This window comes from Citrobacter sp. TBCS-14 (assembly GCF_005280805.1).
GTDB classification, from domain to species: Bacteria; Pseudomonadota; Gammaproteobacteria; order Enterobacterales; family Enterobacteriaceae; genus Citrobacter; species Citrobacter gillenii.
In genome coordinates, this window is the sequence record NZ_SZWM01000615.1 from 1 (window position 1) to 244 (window position 244).

Annotated in this window: 1 protein-coding gene; it reads right to left on the bottom strand. The window is 40.2% G+C overall.

The window, feature by feature from the left end; genetic code table 11:
* A partial coding sequence (locus FDX22_RS30575; RefSeq protein ID WP_222592541.1) for a hypothetical protein occupies nucleotides 1-244 on the bottom strand: 244 nt, incomplete at both ends.

Below are 244 nucleotides of genomic sequence, written 5' to 3' on the forward strand. Positions count from 1 at the left end.
CAGGCTCAAGAGTATCAATAGTGAGTGTGGCTGCCTGCTCTGTTTTTGTTTGTCCGTCTTTGTGGACTTGTGCTTCATTTGATGAATCAAAAGAGCGTGATACGAGCAAAGCACCAACATTTGTAACGTGGAAAACTTTGAATACTGGGTTAGTGTTTAACAAAGCTGTGTTGATTGACTCAACCAATTTGCGTGGAAGTTGGAAAGTTGTATCTGTGATAGTTACGCCATTTTCTTCAAGTTT